This is a genomic window from Zhenpiania hominis (genome assembly GCF_014333425.1).
GTDB lineage: Bacteria > Bacillota > Clostridia > Peptostreptococcales > Anaerovoracaceae > Hominibacterium > Hominibacterium hominis.
The window spans coordinates 1-17,967 of the sequence record NZ_JACRYT010000026.1; the positions used below are offsets into that span (position 1 = coordinate 1).

The following is a 17,967-nucleotide window of genomic DNA, read 5'->3' on the forward strand; positions in this document are numbered from 1 at the left end:
ACCGGCACAAATCCATCCATAATTCTCTATTTTTGTAAAAGTAAAATCCATCCTGTAGACTTAACTCTTACAACATGGATTTTACTCTTACAAACTGGACGTTATTTTTACAAGTCACCTTTATTTTGATAGGTCAAAAAATCAAAAAGGCTTCCTTTTGAAACCTCCGCATTCACTCCTATTCTTTCAAAAACGAGATAATACCGACTGCCTTCTCATCACTCACATCTTTTCCCTTCTAAAGCTTCCGTCTTTACACCTCCGTTCCTCGGAATTCTGTCCCTTTCCGCATTCAATGCTCTAGTGACTCGTCACTCTGTTTCCTCTGACTTCGGTTCCTAAAGTTTCTGCTTTAGTCCTTTCCTCCGGTTACCTTTGACCACCCGGCCAGTAACCCAAAGGCATGCTCTCAATTTCTGCAATCGGTATTATCTATTTGTCTGTTCGGTTTGCATTTCTGGTGGACTCACCCTCTTTCTTTCAGTTACCAAAATCTTTATGACTTTAACCTTTTTATTTTTAAAGCTTGGAGGAATTTCTTCTCTCTTTGCTTTTGTTGTGTTTATTATAGCACGGTGGAAGATGGTTTGCAAGAATTTTCTGATATTTTTTGAAAAAAATTTTTTCCTTCACCTTTTGCTCTTTCTATATGTAAAAATCGGATTCAAAAAAATGCCCTGCTTCCGACCTTAATCATACAGCCGCGGAGCATGAATCTGCAAATTCCGGCAATTCGACACCGTATCTCCAGTTTCACGCTCCGTAGCTCCGCATTCTTATATCAATCAGTTATGGCATTTATGCCCGCCATCATGGCTGGCGCAGGTATGCCCTTCTCCATGGTGAGAGCATTGTGTATCCGGATCATAGCTCAGGCTTCCGGAAAGAAATGCCTGTACCTGCTCATCCGCATTTCCTGCCGCGCCGGGATAAAGAGTAATCCCCTGTTCCGCGAGAGCGGTCCGGGCTCCCCCGCCGATTCCTCCGCAGATCAGTGTATCTACGCCTTTTTCCTTTAAAAACCCCGCCAGGCTTCCATGTCCTTTCCCTCCAGTGGGAACAACCTCTCCGGAGAGAATTTTTCCGTCTTCCGCTTCATAAATTTTAAACTGCGACGTATGTCCAAAGTGCTGGAATACCTCTCCGTTTTCATAAGTGACTGCAATTTTCATTTTGACAACCTCCTTTTTGACAGCAACCTCTGCCTCTGGGACAGACTTCATAATTGCCGCCCTGTATGACAAGGGGTTTTCCATCCACCAAAGCCTCCGCAAGTTTTTTCCGCGCAGCGTTATATACTGCCTGGACAGTGGTTCTTGCCACACCCATCTGCTGTGAACATTCTTCCTGGTTATAGCCCAGCCGATCAATCAGACGAATAGTCTCATATTCATCGACTGTCATTTCAACAACCTCTGCTTGCGCGTCTCCGTCCAGCGGCCCGAATCGGCACCGCTTAGGGAGACCGCAGATTCTCCTGCACTTCTTTGGTCTTGGCATAACTTCTCCTTGTTTTCTGACTTATGTCAATTATAACCCCGTTTCTGACTTATGTCAATTACTCCCGCGAAACTCGCTCAACTTTTTTGCACAAACCTGAAATTACAGGAATATCAGGGACTAGCCGGTCTTCGCTTTGTATCCTCTTCGGAGCTAAACTCTCTGGTGGATACAAAACTTTCCCATTCGCAGGCCCGAATTTCACGATTTTTTTCGGATTCACGCGATTTTCAAAAAAACAGATCTTTCAACCCACAACTTTTGTATCCTTTTCCCTGTTTTTTGTCTTTCAGGATACAAAACAGGCATTCAGACCAGCCGGGAGCGCTGTGGAAAGGAAGATATATGCAGCCGAGACTTTCTGTGTGGGATTCTTAAAAGTTTATTATAAATAATCCCACCTTTTGCGGAATCCCCCGCATCTGTGTTATAATGATCCCTGTTTTCAGGAATACGCGCTCTGACTGCGAAATTTCGCATTCGCAACTGTTCCTGAATGAGAGATCATGCTGCAAAAGGAGGACAGCAAATACATGGATACTTTTCAGAACATCTTAGACGTGCTGGGGCCGTACTATACCACGGTTATCCGGTGGGTCTTCGTGCTTCTTGCTATCTTTATACTGGTAAAATCCATTAAGTCCCTGCTTCAGGCCAAAAACCCTTCTGAAATATGGGCATATATCGGAGGGCCCGACGGTTCCTCCACCCCGCTGAAGCATTGGGAAAATGTAATCGGACGCGCTTCCAGCGCCGACATTGTAGTAAACCTGAACAGTGTTTCCCGAAACCACGGAACACTGGTACGGGATGAAAACGGGAACTGGCGCTACAAGGATCTTCAATCCAAAAACGGATCCTATATCAACGGAGTAAAAGTCAAAAAGTCGATGCTCCTGAAGCCGGGGGATATCCTTACCCTGGGAGGCGCGAATTTCACGCTGATTCCGGTCAGCATTCAGGAAAAGCAGGAAAACATTCAAAAAAGAAAACGCAAAAGCAAACCGGTATCCCCGTGGACATCCCTCATTGCTTTGACGATTTTCCAGCTGCTGACCATCATTCAGTTCAAAGTCGCTTACGGCGAGGACTGTCCGGCTTCCATTCCAACTGCGTTTCTGGGATTGTGCGCGGTGATGTGGGTGTACTTCCTTCTCCTGCGTTCGTTCAAGCGGGTCGCCTTTGAGATGGAAACCATCGCCTTTTTCCTTTCCACCCTGAGCCTTGCGGTTACGGCTGTACATACAGGCAATGTTATGAAACAGCTTATCTGCGTAATTATGGGCGTTGTTTTGTTTTTTCTTCTATGCTGGTTTCTCCGGGATCTGAACCGCTCCAAAGAAATCCGGATGCTGATTCTGGGAGTGGGTGCGCTACTTCTTCTTGCAACGCTTTTGTTTGGTACAACCCATGGCGGCGCAAAAAACTGGATTGAATTCGGCTCATTATCAATCCAGCCAGGCGAACTGGTAAAAGTGGCATTTATCATCGCCGGTGCAGCTACACTAGATGAATTATACGAAAAAGGAAACCTAACAGTCTTTATGATTTTTTCTGCCTTCTGTATGGGCTGTTTTGCGCTTATGAGCGACTTTGGGACTGCAGCGATTTTCTTCGTGACCTTCCTGGTCATCGCCTTTCTGCGAAGCGGTGATTTTTCCAAACTGATTTTAATCGTAGGCGGCGTCGCATTGGCGGGGATGCTGGTGCTCACGTTAAAGCCTCATGTACGAGCCAGGTTCGCTGCATGGGGGCATGTCTGGGAAGATCCTCTCGGAAAAGGTTTTCAGCAGGTACGGGCCATGACTGCCGTTTCTAGTGGCGGCCTTCCCGGCTGTGGCGCGGGAGAAGGCTGGTTTCATACGACAGCCGCCTCCGATACGGATCTGGTTTTCGCTCTTTTATCGGAAGAGTGGGGGCTTATCATCGCCATCCTGGCAGTCCTCTGTATTGTAACACTTGGTGTGTTCGCGGTTCGCTCTATTATGGCTGGACGGTCCGCTTATTATAGCATCGCGGCCTGCGCCGCAACTTCATTATTCATTTTTCAAACAATGTTGAATGTCTGCGGAGCGTTGGATCTTCTCCCGTTTACCGGGGTAACGTTCCCCTTCGTCTCCAGCGGCGGAACCAGTATGATTGTATCCTGGGGGCTGCTTGCGTTCTTAAAGGCAGCGGATACAAGACAAAACGCCAGCTTTGCGGTACGCCTTGAGGGGAAAGAAAAAGGGGGAATGACATCGTGAGAAAAATTGAGAAACGGGCAATCATGTGCCTGATGCTGGCCGGAGTCCTCGTAATCGGCCTGGGGATTTTCACCTACCGTTATATCGCGGACGGCAGCGACTGGGCAGTGTATACAGCAAATAAACAGATTTACAATGATAAAGGTCGTTTGAAAAGGGGAACCCTCTACGATCGGAACGGCACGCTCCTGATGAGCAACACCAGCGGGAAAATGACATTCAGCGACGACTACGCGACACGGAAGGCAAATGTGCACCTGACCGGGGACCGAAGCGGAAACATCAACACCGGGGCAAATAAGGTATTCGCGAACAAACTGGCCGGTTACAACCATCTGACCGGAACTTATTCCCTGTTAGGAGAGGGGCGCAATGTAAACCTTTCCATTGACTCCGATATCTGTGTTACCGCGAATGAAGCCCTCGGCGACCGGCGCGGCACGGTAGGAGTCTACAATTACAAGACCGGTGAAATCATATGCCTTGTCAGCTCGCCGAATTACGATCCGGAAGATCCGCCGGAAAATCCGGATGATGAATCCGGGATTTACATGAACCGGTTCTTTTCTTCCACGTTTACCCCGGGATCGATTTTCAAGCTGGTAACGGCCGCCGCGTCCATCGAAAACAAGAGCGATTACGCTTCCTGGGAGTACACCTGCACCGGCTCGCAGAACTATGACGATGGCCGCGTAACCTGCCAGGACGCTCATGGAACGGTTAATCTGGAACAGGCTCTCGCCGATTCCTGCAACTGCTATTTTGGAGAACTGGCAAGACAGCTCGGTTCCGATCTTATGAAAGAATATGTAGAAAAAACCGGGCTGACGCTCAGCCGGGATGTAAACGGTATTTCTACCGCCCGGGGTTCCTTTGATTTCCCACAGACCGGCGCGGATCTGGCGTGGGCCGGAATCGGACAGCATAACGACCTGGTAAACCCCTGTACCATGATGACTTATATGGGCGCTATCGCGAATGGAGGCCGGGCCGTACAGCCGAAAATCCTGCACAGCGTTGACTTCAGCACAGGATTCCCTGCCAGCATCCCGTGGAAATGGTGGACCAAACGGATGATCGAAGAAGATACGGCGGAAATCCTGAAAAACCTGATGCGCAACAATGTGGAGGATAATTACGGAACTGACAATTTTCCGGGTCTGAATATCTGCGCCAAATCCGGAACCGCGGAAGTGCAGAAAAGCGAACGCCCCAACGCCTGGTTCGCGGGATTTCTTGATGATGACGATCACCCTTACGCCTTTATCGTGCTTGTGGAAAAGGGTGGGTACGGCAGCGATGTTGCCGGAAGCGTCGCCAATGAAGTGCTCCAGGAAATTGTAGAGAAATATTAATGAAAATCTGGGCGAAAAAAATCGCCAATCGCATTTTGTTCAAACACGGATTGGAGATAAGCAAAAAAGAACCATCACTTTTGGATTACAGTTCAAAAGTGATGGTTCTTTTATTTTGGGGAAGCACTCTTACAAACGCTGTCTGTAGAATGTCCATACGCGAATATTAGCGGTTATACGTTCCCACTTCGCTCAGTTCTTTAATGCAGTCGTCCCACCCTTGAATCAGCTTGTCGATATCCTCATCGGATGTTACAGGCGATACCAGCATCATATTGTGGAATGGAGTGATGATAATGCCTCTGTTGTGCAGATAAATATGGGTATAATACATCAGTTCCCAGTCAAAGTTGTTCTTGGCGTCGGTTCCGTTAACCGGGCTTGTCGGCATGAACTGCATCTCACATCTGGCCCCGGATCTGGTCAGACTCCATGGAACATTGTATTTTTTCAGTACCGCTTCCAGGCCGTCCGCCAGCCGGTTAAGTCCGCGGAACATCTTTTCAAAGGCCTCCTCGGTCGCTACTTTTTCTAACTGAGTGCGCATACACGCGATCGCGAACTGATTTGCCGCCAGGGTTCCGCCTATTCCCATCGGATCGGACACTCCGCCGTTTCCGTACATAGTGTCAATTTTATCCGCGACTTCCTTCGTGAATCCATACACCGCAATCGGAACTCCGCCGGCAATGGATTTACCAAGGGTTACAAAGTCCGGTTTCAGGCCATGGGCTCTTGTGTAGCCTCCGTAACCGTTTGACAGGGTATGGGTTTCGTCAATAATCATGTAGGAACCGTACTTCGTACACAGTTCCCTTACTGCTTCCAGATATCCTTCGGCAGGAAGCACCATACCGCAGTTTGTCATTACCGGTTCCAGCAGAACTGCCGCGCAATCCTCATAGGCCAGTTCCCGTTCCAGTGCCTCAACATCGTTAAATTCTACCACTCTTGTCAGCTGATCCTTGGGAAGGCCCGGATTGGAGTCATATTTTGACCGCAGACAAAGCTTACCGTCTTCTCCGATATGCGGGAGTGTTTCGTCCAGAGAACCATGATAGCATTCCTGCATAACTAAAATTTTCGGTCTGCCCGTCAGAGTTCTCGCGTTTCGGATGACATAACGGTTTGCTTCGGTAGCGGTCATCGCAACCTGCCAGTACGGAAGTCCGAACCGTTTGCTCAGATCTTTTCCGATTTCCAGAGAGTCTTCTGTCGGCATCATAGTCGTGATTCCCATATAAGCGCGTTCCGCAATCGTCTTGGCGGTCGCGTCCGGAGAATGTCCGAACATAGCACCGGTGTCACCGAGACAAAAGTCGATATATTCATTGCCGTCCACATCATAGCATCTTGCGTCCTTTGCCTTTTCCAGGAAGATCGGATGCTCGGTTCCCCAGTCTGCCATCCATGGCATCGGAACTCCATCCAGAAGATTTTCGTGCGCTTTATCAAAGAGCGCTTTGCTCTTCGGTGTCCGCTTCATGAATGTTTCGTTCTCTCTCGCTCTCAGCTTATCCAATTCTTCTTTAGTAACCAGTCTGTAAGGACTTAATTTGTCTGTAATCATTTTTATTCTCCTTTTTATCGTAAACAGTATATGAAACGTTGCTTAATGTTTCACTCATAATAATTAGCAAATATTATGCCAATTCACTTTAAATTGTTCATTCAAAGAACTCTTTCCTATAAATCCATTGGAATTTCAAGGCAGTTTGATTCTTCTCACAAATAGCGGCTTCTCCTGGAATTCCCGGAGTTTATAAAAATTTTTAAAAATTGTCAAGTTTGATAAGTTTGCTTGTCAGATTTGACAAGTGCTTTGCGAAAGGATCCATAAATCGAGCTTTAATAATACAGCTCCGACGGTCCTTTATATTCCTGAATGGTGTTGCCGCCATCCACCACCAGAGCTTCTCCGGTAATGTAAGAGGCTTCTCTGGAAGCCAGAAAAACAATCGCGTTGGCAACTTCCGAGGCGTCTCCGCCCCGCCGCATAGGCGTATTCAGACCGCCTGCCGCCTCACTTTCCGTTTGGGAAGCGGTGGCAATCCACCCCGGGAGTACGCTGTTGACAGTAATATTATGCACGCCTACTTCGATGGCCAGAGAACGGCTCATTCCCAGAATACCGGCTTTCGCCGCGCTGTAGGCGGCTTCTCCGGGATTGCTCACAACCGGACCGGTAACCGAAGATACGTTAACAATTCTGCCATACTTATTTTCCACCATGTACGGAAGCGCCTGCTTGGTCACATTGAAGCATAAGGTCAGATTGCGGCTGATGGAAGTATCCCAGCTTTCGTAGGTGACATTTAAAAAGTCTGTAAAGTCTTCTTCTTCCCCCACCTGGGTCATACCGGCGTTGTTGACCAGCACATGCAGTCCGCCAAAATCGGCAATGACCTCTTTCATCATCCGGGCGGTCTGCTCTCGGTCCATAAGATTGGCAATATAACCTTTCGCCTCAATTCCCATATCCTCCAGTTCCCGCGCCCGCTTGAAAATCCGGTCTGTAGTGGCTACCAGGGCGATTTTTCCTCCCAGGCTTCCAAAAATTTTCGCCGCGTTAAACCCGATCCCGGTCTCACTGCCCGCTCCGGTAATCAGGCACACCTGATCCTTAAAATTTACAAAAGATTTCATTCTTTTTCCTCCTTACTTTTCCAGGCTCGCCAGAATCGCGTCGATCATCTGGTTTGCCGGGCCTGCTTTCAGGCCGCCGTCAATATAAATATCTTCACCGGTAATGTACTGGCAGTCATCCGCCGCCAGGAAATGATACAGCGCCGCCGCTTCTTCAGCTTTGCACATTCTTGCCAGCGGAGTCTGAATCCCCATTACCTGCAGCTCCGTCTCACAACCGTCCGCGTAAGCCATCGGCGTATCGATGGTATTCGGGCAGATGCAGTTTACCCGAATTTTCCGGGGCGCCAGCTCAATGGCCGCGACCTTGGTAATGCCCACCACAGAGATCTTACTCATAATGTACGGCCCATAGCCCGCATAGTCCCCGTTGGCCGAATTGGAAGCGGTGTTGAGAATCACCCCGCCGTCGTTCATATATTTCTGTCCGTATTTAATTCCGAAAACCACGCCCATAACATTGACATGGAATAACGATTCATAGGTTTTGGAATCGGCGTTTTCCAAGAGTTCCTCCGGACAGATAATGCCCGCATTATTGACTACAATATCCAGCTTACCATACTGCTCTGCCGCGGATTTCATCAGGTTTTCCATATCCGCCTCGCAGCTGACATCCGTCTTTACAAAATGGCAGCCCAGTTCCCTGGCAAGCTCCGCTGTTTTTTCATTGATATCCGCCATAGTCACATTCGCGCCCGCTTCTTTAAAACGTTTCGCGGTGGCGTATCCGAGACCGGATCCGGCTCCGGTTACAACGGCGTTTTTACTTTTCAGTGAAAAAAATTCCATTTTTCATTCTCCTTTTTTATCTTGCTTAGAATTTCACTCTGTTTCCACTCACCCTAAGTAAAATGCAAAATACGTGCCAAAGCAAAAAAATGTGAATTCACTGAAAATATCGTGGTTTTTTGGGCCACTCTGCGTTAAAATTGTCATATATGAAAACTTTTCCTGTCAGATTTGACAAGTAGAAAGAGGAGGATTTGACTATGACACTTTCCTTAATCCGTGATACCGTCCAGCAGGCGGCGCAGGCGATCACCGCCGCTCTGGATCTGGAAACCGAAATTGTAGATGAAAGCCTGAAAATCATCGGCGGGACGGGTCGCTACGCGGAAAAAATCGGATCTTACGAAGAAAACGGGGACCTCGATTCCCCCTTTGTTTACGCAAGCTGTCTGCGAAATGGCAGGGAATACATTACCTTTGAACCAGGTTCGGAAACCTTTTACGCGGCGAAGGAAAAAGAAATGGCGGAAATCTGCTGTCCGATCCAAATCGAACAGAAAGCAATCGGCCTTATCGGGCTGATTGCCTTTACCCCGCAGCAGCGCCAGCTGATGATTGAAAAAACTTCCGAACTGACGACCTTTCTCCGTATCATGGCGGAACTGATTGCCGGAAAGCTTGTCATTTCCCAGAGCAATATCCATTTGCAGAATACGCTGTCTTCCCTGCTCTCTTCCTCTGACGAAAGCGCTTCTTTCCAAAATATCATCAGTGTAAGCGATGTCATGGAAAAGGTAAAGCAGAGGGCTCTGCAGGTTTCCCAAAGTGATTCTACGATTCTGATTACAGGAGAAAGCGGGACGGGAAAAGATCTTCTGGCCCGCTGCATCCACGAGGAAAGCCCCCGCTCAGACAAACCATTTGTATCGGTTAACTGCGCCGCCATACCGGAAATGCTGCTGGAAAGCGAATTATTCGGCTATGAAAAGGGAGCCTTTACCGGCGCGCAGAAAGGCGGAAAGCTGGGGAAATTTCAGTTGGCGGATCACGGAACCCTCTTTCTGGATGAAATCGGAGATATGCCCCTGCATCTTCAGGTCAAGCTGCTGACCTGCCTGCAGAACCATCAGGTGGATCCAGTAGGCGGCGAAACTCCAATTAACGTGGATGTACGTATCATTGCCGCCACGAACAAAAATCTGGAAGAGATGATTGAAAAGAAGCAGTTCCGTGAAGACTTATATTTCCGTCTGAATGTCATTCCCATCTACCTTCCTCCCCTTCGCCAGCGTCCGGAAGATATTGAACTCCTTCTTACCCACGCGATCCGGAAATTCAGCCAGAAGCTGGATAAGCCGGTATCCGCAATTGAGCCGGAAGCCCTCTCCGCGCTGCTCTCCTACCACTGGCCCGGCAATGTTCGGGAAGTGGAGAATGTCATTGAATACGCGATCAATATGGAAAACTCGTCGTCCATCGGCCTTTCCAGCCTTCCGGACAAAATCCTTTCCCGCACATCCGCCGCGGCCTCCACAAGAGGCGGACTCCTGAAAGATCAGCTTGCCTGCGCGGAACGGGAAATTATCGCCGAGTGCCTTTCCCGCACCGGACACTCTCTGGAGGGCAAACGAAAAGCCGCGGAGATTCTGGGAATCAGTGAATCCACTCTCTACCGGCGGCTTCGCGCGCTGGATTTATTATGAAATCCGTTATAAAAACCGTTCGATTGAAATAAAAATCCGGTCTTTTCTGGTCCTGGCACCTATTTCCCGGAGAAAAGCCTTTCCCTTTCCCCGCAGAACCAGCTTGTCCCCCTCCTTTACCGGGGCGTCCGTCTTTTCCGTCTGGGCGCTGTTGACAAAGACAAGGCCGGATCGGATGGCCTCCGCGGCCTTTGCCCTGGAAAGACTGAAAGCCGATGAAATCACATTATCCAGCCGCAGGGAAGCAACGGTATCCTTGTGGGTCACACTGCGGACTTCCGGTATCCTCAGCTCGGAAAGAGGCACTTCTTTCAGCTTCAGCGCCACCCTCCCCGCCTGGCTGTAGTGAAGGAGCAGAAACTCTGCCATCTCTTCCAGCACCAGAATATCTGCGCCGGTTTCATGAATCAGGATGTCCCCGATCATTTCCCGTTTAATTCCCAATCCGGTGAGAGACCCCAGATAATCCCGATGGGAAAGCCTGGCGCTGCCCGAAAGAGTTTCCGCCCGCACCACCCGCAGGGGAGCGTCCTCTTCCGAAGCGTAATCCGGCAGGAACAGCGCCATCGTCCGCTCCGCGTCTTCATACCCGCCGAAAAAAACGCACCGCACTTCCGGCGCGCTCCGCTCAAGCTGTCTGCAGCGCGCTTCCACAAGGGATCGCTGCCGCAGATCGAGAAATCCCGTATTGGTCAGCATATACTGCTGGCTGCACTGGCGGAATTTATCTTCCGCCGCGGCCAGCAGAATCGAATCTTCTTTTTCTTCGTGTCTCATTGTGTTTCCTATTTATAAGATATCTCCGTATTGTCATCCACAACCTGAATCCAGGTCGTTCCTACATTCAGTTTGAATTCCTTTCCTTCCTTATCTGTAAAGATGGTAGGGGAATCCAGATCCTCCCGCGACCACTTTCCTTCCGCCACAGTACCGTTTGTAAAGAGCATCGCGTCGCCCCCGGCGGTCATATTAATTTTGAGACGCCCTTTTTCATCCAGCACCTTGGACTTCACCTTCTGAACCAGGATGTTTCTCGTCGTAATCTGCTCGCCGGTTTCCTTATCCGTATAGACTTCTCCGCCTACGGAACGTCCGTACAGCCCGGTTTCCTCATCGTATTTATAATTATTTTCATTCACCGGATAGTTGATATCGATGTTTACCGCGGTTTTTCCTTCCTGGCTCTGTCCGTCACGGAAGAACTGGAATTCCCGCACCTCCTGCTCTTCATCCCATCCCTTCTCCCGGATCAGATTCCAGACATCCTTTCCTGTGGTATAGGAATTGTGGGGCGCCGCCCGATCCGAAGATCGGTAGAACATGTTTCCATAGGAAAAGGCGCTGATATACGGAATGATATTTTTCTCCAGATAGGCTTTTGCCTGCGGGCTCCATCCATGATGGACAAATACCGCCTTGTATTCTCTTGCCATATCGATGAAATACGGCCTGGCGCTCCTGGCCGGTCCGATTTTATCGGGAACCTGACTGTAATAAATAGGTTCCAGACGGCTGGAACCGCCTTCTACCGGAAACTCATAGACAATATCAGCCTTTGAGATTCCGGACTGAGGCCTTGCCAGACCGGAATCATTGTCTGTGGACAGAATAAAAGGCCTGGACGGAAGTTCCGTCACAATTTCGCCGGTAAGCGGATTCGTCTTCGGATCTTTGATCTCCGGCCAGTCGCTGTAGCCTCCTCCCAGGAGAGCGAAGGACGCGGCTCCGCCCCCGACTACCAGTACCGCCAGCACCACCAGGAGAATCTTCATGCTCCTGTTTTTCTTTTTTCTTCTTACTTTTCTGCCTGAACGCATGTTATCTTTTTCCCTTTCCGTTCTTATCTTTTTTTGTTATACTATTATATATTATACCAATAAATCTTTTTTAGGAAAGGATCTTTTAGCTATGAAGTATACTTATATTCCGCAGGGCGTCTGCTCCACCAAGGTGGACTTTGAAATTGAGGACGGCGTTGTCAAAAACGTAAGCTTTCTCGGAGGCTGCAACGGAAACCTGAAAGCCATCTCCGCGCTGGTAGAAGGAATGCCCGTGGATGAAGTGACAAAAAAACTTTCCGGAATCAGCTGCGGCATGAAATCTACCTCCTGCACGGATCAGCTCGCTACCGCGCTGAAAAAAGCGGTGGAAAAATCCAGCGAAGGAGCCGGATCGGAATCTCAGCAGTAGATTGCCGGAGGTCTACACCATGAACACATTTCTTATTAAACTGTGTGTGAAAGATTATCAGAACACGGACGATCCGGCAGTCCGCGAGCGATATGGAAAATTCGCGGGAATCGTTGGAATTCTATCCAATCTGATTCTCTGCACCATGAAAATTGTAATCGGACTGATTTCCAGCAGCATTGCTATTGTCGCTGACGGAATCAACAATCTGGCGGACGCGTCCTCTTCTATCATTACACTGATCGGGTTCAAGCTGGCCGCCGCTCCGGAAGATAAGGATCATCCGTACGGACACGCCCGGATTGAGTATCTCACCGGACTTTTTATTTCCGTACTGATCATCGTGCTGGGTCTGCAGCTGCTCAAATCTTCCTTTGACAAAGTACTGCACCCGGATCCTCTGTCGTTCAGCTACACAACGGTTATTATACTTGCTGTGGCAATTCTCATCAAGGTCTGGCAGGCCTCCTTTAATATTCATATCGGAAAGCGGATTCATTCCGTAGCCCTGATGGCAACCGGTACTGACAGCCGCAATGACGTGATTTCCACGGCCGCTGTTCTTCTGAGTATTTTCGTCGGCAAGCTGTTTCACATCCAACTGGACGGGATTATGGGATGTCTGGTAGCCCTATTCATCATCTGGTCGGGAATTCAGCTGATTCGGGAAACCTCCAGTCCCCTGTTGGGAGAAGCCCCTGATGATGAGCTCGTGTCAGCTATCGAGAAAGAGGTTCTATCTCAGGAAGGAGTTCTGGGAATTCACGATCTGGTCGTTCATAATTACGGTCCCGGAAAAGTTTTCGCTTCTATTCATGTGGAAGTAGACGCGAAGGGAGATCTTCTTGAAAGCCATGACCGGATTGACAACATCGAACGAATGATAAAAAATGATCTGAACATTGAATTCACCGTACACATGGATCCTGTAGAACTGGATAATCCAATGGTTCAGCAGCTCTACGGCACGATTTCCTCTGCCATCCGTCCTTTTGACGGGGTGGAAAGCATCCATGATCTGCGTATTGTTCCGGGAAAAACTCATACCAACGTGATCTTCGACGTGGTGCTTGCCCCCGGCTGTGGTCTTTCGGAAGAGGATGTTTATGAAATTATCGAAAAAAAGGTAAAGGAAGTAGACCCTTCCTATTTTATTGTCATCACCTTTGATCGCGGTTATACCAACCTTCAGATGCCGGACAGAAAGGAGGAAGATGCCCATTGAAGATTTCTACCCGCGGGCGTTATGCCCTTCGCTTTATGATGGATCTCGCCCTCCACGGCGGAGAACGTTATATACCGCTGCGGGAGATTTCCGCGAGACAGGACATTTCTCTGAAATATCTGGAGCAGATCGTCTCCCTTTTTCAGAAAAACGGTTTTCTGAAAAGTACCCGGGGCGCGTCCGGCGGCTATCGGCTCGCAAGACCGGCGCGGGACTATACAGCAGGGGATATTCTGCGTATCACCGAAGGCCCTCTGGCTCCGGTAGCCTGTCTGGAAACGGAAGCCAACGACTGCCCCAGAAAAGATGCCTGCGGAACCCTGTCGTTCTGGACCGGACTTTATCAAGTGATCAACGACTATGTAGACAGTGTGACGTTGGCAGATCTCTGTGAAAGACAAAAGGAATTCGGACCGGACTTCTGTATTTAATTTTTTAAAAAAGGAAATTCCTGTTGACACAGCAGGAATTTTATATTATTCTTAATTCATACTATTTCTATATGAATTATATGTTTTGTTCAAAAGGGGGATATTCTATGAAAAAAGAGACTTACCGATTTGAAACGCTGCAGGTACATGCCGGCCAGGAACAGCCGGATCCTGCTACCGGCGCGAGAGCGGTTCCCGTTTACCAGACGACCTCCTACGTCTTCCGGGATTCAGCCCAGGCCGCCGCGCGTTTTGCTCTGGAAGAGGAGGGTAACATCTACGGGCGCCTGACCAATCCTACCCAGGAGGTTTTTGAAAAACGCATTGCCGCCCTGGAAGGCGGGATCGCGGCGGTAGCGACCGCTTCCGGCGCGGCGGCTCTGACCTGCGTGTTTCAGAACCTCGCCAAGGCAGGAGATCATATTGTCGCTTCCCGCAGCATCTACGGCGGAACATACAATCTTCTGGAACATACACTCCGGGAGTTCGGCATTTCCACTACCTTTGTCGATCCGGCCGAAAACGGAGCCGTGGAAGCCGCGATCCGCGATAACACAAAGGCGGTGTTTATTGAAACCATCGGCAATCCGAGGGCAGTGCTGACAGATATTGAAAAAACCGCGGCTGTCGCCCATAAGTATAAAATTCCTCTGATTGCAGATAATACCTTTGCCACGCCCTTTCTTCTGAGGCCCTTTGAGCATGGCGCTGATATTGTCGTCCATTCCGCCACAAAATTTATCGGCGGCCACGGTACGGCTCTGGGTGGCGTGATTATTGACAGCGGCAACTTTGACTGGGAAGATGGAGGGAAATTTCCGCAGCTGACGGAGCCAACCGACTGCTACCACGGGGTAAGCTTTACAAAGGCCGCCGGAGCGGCTGCTTTTACCGCCCGAATCCGCGCGGTTTTACTGCGGGATACCGGGGCGTCGCTGGCGCCTCTTCACGCGTTTTTATTCCTGCAGGGGTTGGAAACGCTGTCGCTGCGCCTGGAGCGCCATGTGGAAAACACGCTGAGAATTGTGGATTTCCTGCGAAGCCATCCACTGGTCTCCTCGGTCAGCCATCCGTCGCTTTCCGATCATCCACAGCACGATTTATACCGGCGATACTTCCCGAAGGGCGGCGCCTCCATCTTTACCTTTGAAATCAAAGGAGGCCGGAAGGAAGCGCATAAGTTTATCGACAGCCTGCGGATCTTTTCGCTTCTTGCCAATGTAGCGGATGTAAAATCCCTGGTCATTCATCCTGCCAGCACGACTCACGCCCAGCTCAATGAACAAGAGATGAGGCAGCAGGGAATCACGGAAGCGACCATACGGCTGTCTGTCGGAACAGAGCATATTGACGATCTCATCGCGGATCTGTCGCAGGCATTTAAGGAGGTTGAAAGATTATGAGGATTTACAAAAACATTTTAGAGCTGGTCGGGCATACCCCGCTGCTGGAGCTCTCACGGTTCAGTAAAGAATACGGGCTGAAAACGCCTCTGCTGGCAAAGCTGGAAGCCTTTAATCCGGCGGGAAGCGTCAAAGACCGCATCGCGAAAAATATGATTTTACAGGCAGAAAAAGAAGGGTATCTGAAAAAGGGCTCGGTCATTATCGAGCCTACCAGCGGAAACACCGGGATCGGACTCGCCTGCGCGGCGGCGGCCAGAGGTTACCGGATTATCCTGACTATGCCGGAGACCATGAGCGTGGAGCGCAGAAAGCTTCTGGCCGCTTACGGCGCGGAACTGGTTCTGACAGATGGAAGCAGGGGGATGAAGGGCGCCATCGAAAAAGCCGCGGAGCTGGCGGAAAGCACCAAAAACGCCTTTGTTCCGAGCCAGTTTACCAACGCTTATAACCCGGCTGCCCACGAAGAATCGACCGGACCTGAAATCTGGGAGGATACCGAAGGCCGGGTGGATCTTTTCGTCGCGGGCGTAGGCACCGGTGGAACGATCACCGGAACCGGCCGTTATCTGAAAGCGCAGAATCCGGACATCCGGATTGTGGCAGTAGAACCCTCGGATTCCCCGGTTCTCTCCGGCGGAACTCCCGGTCCCCATAAGATTCAGGGAATCGGAGCGGGATTTGTGCCGGATGTGCTGGACGAGAAAATCTATGACGAAGTGATGCCGGTATCTCTGAGCGACGCCTTTTCCGCCGCCCGCGCCCTGGCTCATACGGAAGGGTTCCTTGCCGGCATTTCTTCCGGAGCCGCGCTTCACGCCGCCGCCCAGCTGGGAAAACGGAAAGAAAATAAAGAAAAACAGATCGTCGTTCTGTTGCCGGATACCGGCGAACGCTATCTGTCGACGGATCTGTTTAAATAAAGAGTTTCCGGTTGGAGATTAGAATATCTGCCTTTCCGGTTTTTATAAGATGCGCGGCCTGCACTCTGAAGTTTACCGTCCATACCGCGGTTTTCAGAGCGCAGGCTTTTATTTCGGGAAGGAGCGCGGCCAGCGTATACTTGATGCTGAGGCCATGAATTCCTTCTTTTTTATATTCCTCCAGACGCTGACGTTTTAACATTTCACGTTTTTTCGCGAGAAGAAACAGTTCGGTTCCCTGCTTTGTATACGGTCGTACTTTCCGCAGATTTTCCCGTCCAAAGCTCTGGAGAATAATCTGCCTGTCGGAAAGCCTGTCATAGATGGTTTTCATCAGCACTTCCGCCCCGTTTTCTGTTAACCTTGAGTTTCCCTTGATCTCAATGATCGGAACCGCGCGGCTTGGCGCCAGCGTTTCCAGATATTCCTCCAGGGAGGGGATTTTCAGGGTGCCTCCATAGCTTTGGATGTTGTTTCCGCTGATGACCGGAAAACTGCTGACATTCTCTTTTGTAAGCTCTGTGGTTTTTACATCCGCGCCGCACATCCGCTTTAGCGTTTCATCATGAAAAACGAAAAATTCCGGTCCCCTTTTCCCCTTTCCTTCCCAGATATCGCATTCCACCGCGCCAAATCCGGCTTTCACAGCTTCTTCAAAAGCCGGAATCGTATTTTCCGGCGCCCGGCTGCTGTATCCCCGATGGGCCGCGTAGAGCGGAATCTTCATGTTTCCACGTCCTTTCTTTTCAGGCTCCTATCTGCCTTCCCTTTTGTCCGCTTCCTTTCGCAGCAGGGCAATCTCCGCCGCGTAGCCTTCCAATTCGTTGGGAGTTTCCAGGATAAAAGGCAGATCTTTCAGCCTGGGATGGGTGATGACATTTACAATGGTATCAAGTCCCAGGCAGCCTTCTCCGATCTTCGCGTGACGGTCTTTTTTCGCGCCTTTCGGATTCTGACTGTCGTTGATGTGCATGGCACGCAGCTTATCCAGCCCTACGATCCGATCAAATTCCTCCAGAACGCCGTCCAGATCGCCGATAATATCGTAGCCCGCGTCGCTGACGTGGCAGGTATCCATACACACGCCTAGCTTTTCTTTCCGTTCCACCCGATCGATAATTGCCGCCAATTCTTCAAAGCGTCCGCCGATTTCACTTCCCTTGCCGGCCATGGTCTCCAGCAGAACAATGGTACTCTGCTCCGGGGTCAAAATCCGGTTGAGCAAATCCGCGATCCTTTCAATTCCAACCTCCGTCCCTTGCCCCACATGGCTTCCCGGATGAAAATTATAGTAGTTTCCCGGTGTATATTCCATCCGTTCCATATCTTCACTCATGGCAATATAGGCGAAATTCCGCACCTTCTCGTCTTTGGAACAGGGGTTCAGCGTATAAGGCGCATGGGCCACCAGAGTTCCGAAGTTATGTTCGCTCAGCATTTCCCGCAGCGCCCGCGCGTCCTTCTCGTCAATGGCCTTCGCCTTCCCTCCCCGGGGATTTCTTGTAAAAAAGGCAAAGGTATTCGCTCCGATTTTCAGCGCGTCCTTTCCCATATGCGCATAGCCTTTCGCGGCCGATAAATGACATCCTATTTTCAGCATATTCCTTCTCCTC

Annotated in this window: 17 protein-coding genes; 8 read left to right on the forward strand and 9 right to left on the reverse strand. The window is 49.8% G+C overall.

Annotated features, from left to right (window positions below):
- Positions 1–785: 785 nt before the first annotated feature.
- Both H9L42_RS14910 and H9L42_RS14915 read right to left on the reverse strand, forming a co-directional pair.
- Positions 786–1,172 carry a NifB/NifX family molybdenum-iron cluster-binding protein gene (locus H9L42_RS14910; RefSeq protein WP_187304208.1) on the reverse strand — a complete coding sequence of 129 codons (387 nt, stop codon included), beginning with the start codon at positions 1,170–1,172 and terminating at the stop codon, positions 786–788.
- Positions 1,150–1,500 carry a DUF134 domain-containing protein gene (locus tag H9L42_RS14915; protein ID WP_187304209.1) on the reverse strand — a complete coding sequence of 117 codons (351 nt, stop codon included), beginning with the start codon at positions 1,498–1,500 and terminating at the stop codon, positions 1,150–1,152. Before H9L42_RS14915 ends, H9L42_RS14910 begins: the two co-directional genes overlap by 23 nt.
- Before the next feature lie 533 nt (positions 1,501–2,033).
- Between H9L42_RS14915 and H9L42_RS14920 the strand changes: the two genes are divergently transcribed.
- Both H9L42_RS14920 and H9L42_RS14925 read left to right on the forward strand, forming a co-directional pair.
- Complete coding sequence (locus tag H9L42_RS14920; protein WP_187304210.1) at positions 2,034–3,746, forward strand: FtsW/RodA/SpoVE family cell cycle protein; 1,713 nt, start codon at positions 2,034–2,036, stop codon at positions 3,744–3,746.
- Positions 3,743–5,101, forward strand: coding sequence for a penicillin-binding transpeptidase domain-containing protein (locus tag H9L42_RS14925; RefSeq protein ID WP_187304211.1), 1,359 nt, complete (start codon positions 3,743–3,745; stop codon positions 5,099–5,101). The genes H9L42_RS14920 and H9L42_RS14925 overlap by 4 nt, the downstream gene beginning before the upstream one ends.
- Positions 5,102–5,267: 166 nt before the next feature.
- Here H9L42_RS14925 and H9L42_RS14930 read toward each other — a convergent pair whose 3' ends face one another.
- The 3 genes from H9L42_RS14930 to H9L42_RS14940 form a co-directional block, all read right to left on the reverse strand.
- Entirely contained in the window at positions 5,268–6,671 is a 1,404-nt protein-coding gene (locus tag H9L42_RS14930; protein WP_187304212.1) for a transaminase, read from the reverse strand.
- Positions 6,672–6,949: 278 nt separating this feature from the next.
- Positions 6,950–7,747 carry an SDR family NAD(P)-dependent oxidoreductase gene (locus H9L42_RS14935; protein ID WP_187304213.1) on the reverse strand — a complete coding sequence of 266 codons (798 nt, stop codon included), beginning with the start codon at positions 7,745–7,747 and terminating at the stop codon, positions 6,950–6,952.
- Between the two features lie 12 nt (positions 7,748–7,759).
- Entirely contained in the window at positions 7,760–8,539 is a 780-nt protein-coding gene (locus H9L42_RS14940; protein ID WP_187304214.1) for an SDR family NAD(P)-dependent oxidoreductase, read from the reverse strand.
- Between the two features lie 200 nt (positions 8,540–8,739).
- Here H9L42_RS14940 and H9L42_RS14945 point away from each other — a divergent pair, with 200 nt between their 5' ends.
- Positions 8,740–10,182: a sigma-54 interaction domain-containing protein gene (locus H9L42_RS14945; protein WP_187304215.1), complete on the forward strand. Its 1,443-nt coding sequence runs from the start codon at positions 8,740–8,742 to the stop codon at positions 10,180–10,182.
- A 6-nt stretch (positions 10,183–10,188) separates the two neighbouring features.
- Here H9L42_RS14945 and H9L42_RS14950 read toward each other — a convergent pair whose 3' ends face one another.
- Positions 10,189–10,959 carry a YlmH family RNA-binding protein gene (locus tag H9L42_RS14950; RefSeq protein ID WP_187304216.1) on the reverse strand — a complete coding sequence of 257 codons (771 nt, stop codon included), beginning with the start codon at positions 10,957–10,959 and terminating at the stop codon, positions 10,189–10,191.
- An 8-nt stretch (positions 10,960–10,967) separates the two neighbouring features.
- A complete protein-coding gene (locus H9L42_RS14955; RefSeq protein WP_187304217.1) occupies positions 10,968–11,999 on the reverse strand; it encodes a DUF3048 domain-containing protein in 1,032 nt (343 codons plus the stop codon).
- Between the two features lie 91 nt (positions 12,000–12,090).
- Between H9L42_RS14955 and H9L42_RS14960 the strand changes: the two genes are divergently transcribed.
- From H9L42_RS14960 to cysK, 5 genes are all read left to right on the forward strand, one after another.
- Positions 12,091–12,372 (forward strand): TIGR03905 family TSCPD domain-containing protein, encoded by a 282-nt coding sequence (locus H9L42_RS14960; protein ID WP_187304218.1) that lies wholly within the window; start codon positions 12,091–12,093, stop codon positions 12,370–12,372.
- Positions 12,373–12,391: 19 nt separating this feature from the next.
- Positions 12,392–13,597: a cation diffusion facilitator family transporter gene (locus tag H9L42_RS14965; protein WP_187304219.1), complete on the forward strand. Its 1,206-nt coding sequence runs from the start codon at positions 12,392–12,394 to the stop codon at positions 13,595–13,597.
- Complete coding sequence (locus H9L42_RS14970; RefSeq protein ID WP_187304220.1) at positions 13,594–14,028, forward strand: RrF2 family transcriptional regulator; 435 nt, start codon at positions 13,594–13,596, stop codon at positions 14,026–14,028. Before H9L42_RS14965 ends, H9L42_RS14970 begins: the two co-directional genes overlap by 4 nt.
- 107 nt (positions 14,029–14,135) lie before the next feature.
- On the forward strand, positions 14,136–15,431 hold the full coding sequence (locus H9L42_RS14975) for an O-acetylhomoserine aminocarboxypropyltransferase/cysteine synthase family protein (protein WP_187304221.1): 1,296 nt from the start codon (positions 14,136–14,138) through the stop codon (positions 15,429–15,431).
- Entirely contained in the window at positions 15,428–16,354 is a 927-nt protein-coding gene (gene cysK / locus H9L42_RS14980; RefSeq protein ID WP_187304222.1) for a cysteine synthase A, read from the forward strand. Before H9L42_RS14975 ends, cysK begins: the two co-directional genes overlap by 4 nt.
- On the opposite strand, the gene H9L42_RS14985 is transcribed toward cysK, so the two are convergent.
- Both H9L42_RS14985 and H9L42_RS14990 read right to left on the reverse strand, forming a co-directional pair.
- The gene (locus H9L42_RS14985) at positions 16,347–17,081 is read right to left on the reverse strand and encodes a glycerophosphodiester phosphodiesterase (protein WP_187304223.1); all 735 of its coding nucleotides are present in this window, start codon (positions 17,079–17,081) and stop codon (positions 16,347–16,349) included. The two genes, cysK and H9L42_RS14985, sit on opposite strands and share 8 nt — an antisense overlap.
- A 27-nt stretch (positions 17,082–17,108) precedes the next feature.
- Positions 17,109–17,954, reverse strand: coding sequence for a deoxyribonuclease IV (locus H9L42_RS14990; protein ID WP_187304224.1), 846 nt, complete (start codon positions 17,952–17,954; stop codon positions 17,109–17,111).
- Positions 17,955–17,967: the final 13 nt, after the last annotated feature.